The 328-nt window shown below is 68.3% G+C and carries 1 protein-coding gene; it reads left to right on the top strand.

Translation table 11 applies throughout. The features are described 5' to 3' along the window. The coding region (locus tag ASD10_RS19070) for an HNH endonuclease signature motif containing protein (protein ID WP_235501813.1) at nt 1-328 on the top strand (328 nt) is incomplete at both ends.

Genomic DNA, 328 nt, shown 5'->3' on the forward strand with positions numbered 1-328 from the left:
AACCACTGGAACCGGAACGGCCACCAACACCTCGGGCACCACGATGTCGGCCACCAAGGCCCAGCGGATGGCGTGCAACGCCCACCTCGTGGCACTGCTGCTCGACGGCGACACCAAGGTCATCGACCACGGCACCACCCGCAGGCTCTACGACCGTCACCAGAGGCTGATCCTGGCGACCCGCGACGGCGGGTGCGTGTTCCCCCGCTGCGACCGGCCACCGGCCTGGTGCGAAGCACATCACCTGGACTTCTGGGCCGAAGGCGGTCCCACCGATCTCGACAACGCCGCCCTGCTGTGCCACTTCCACCACCACCTCGTCCACGAG

It is taken from the genome of Aeromicrobium sp. Root472D3 (assembly GCF_001426485.1).
Lineage (GTDB): Bacteria > Actinomycetota > Actinomycetes > Propionibacteriales > Nocardioidaceae > Aeromicrobium.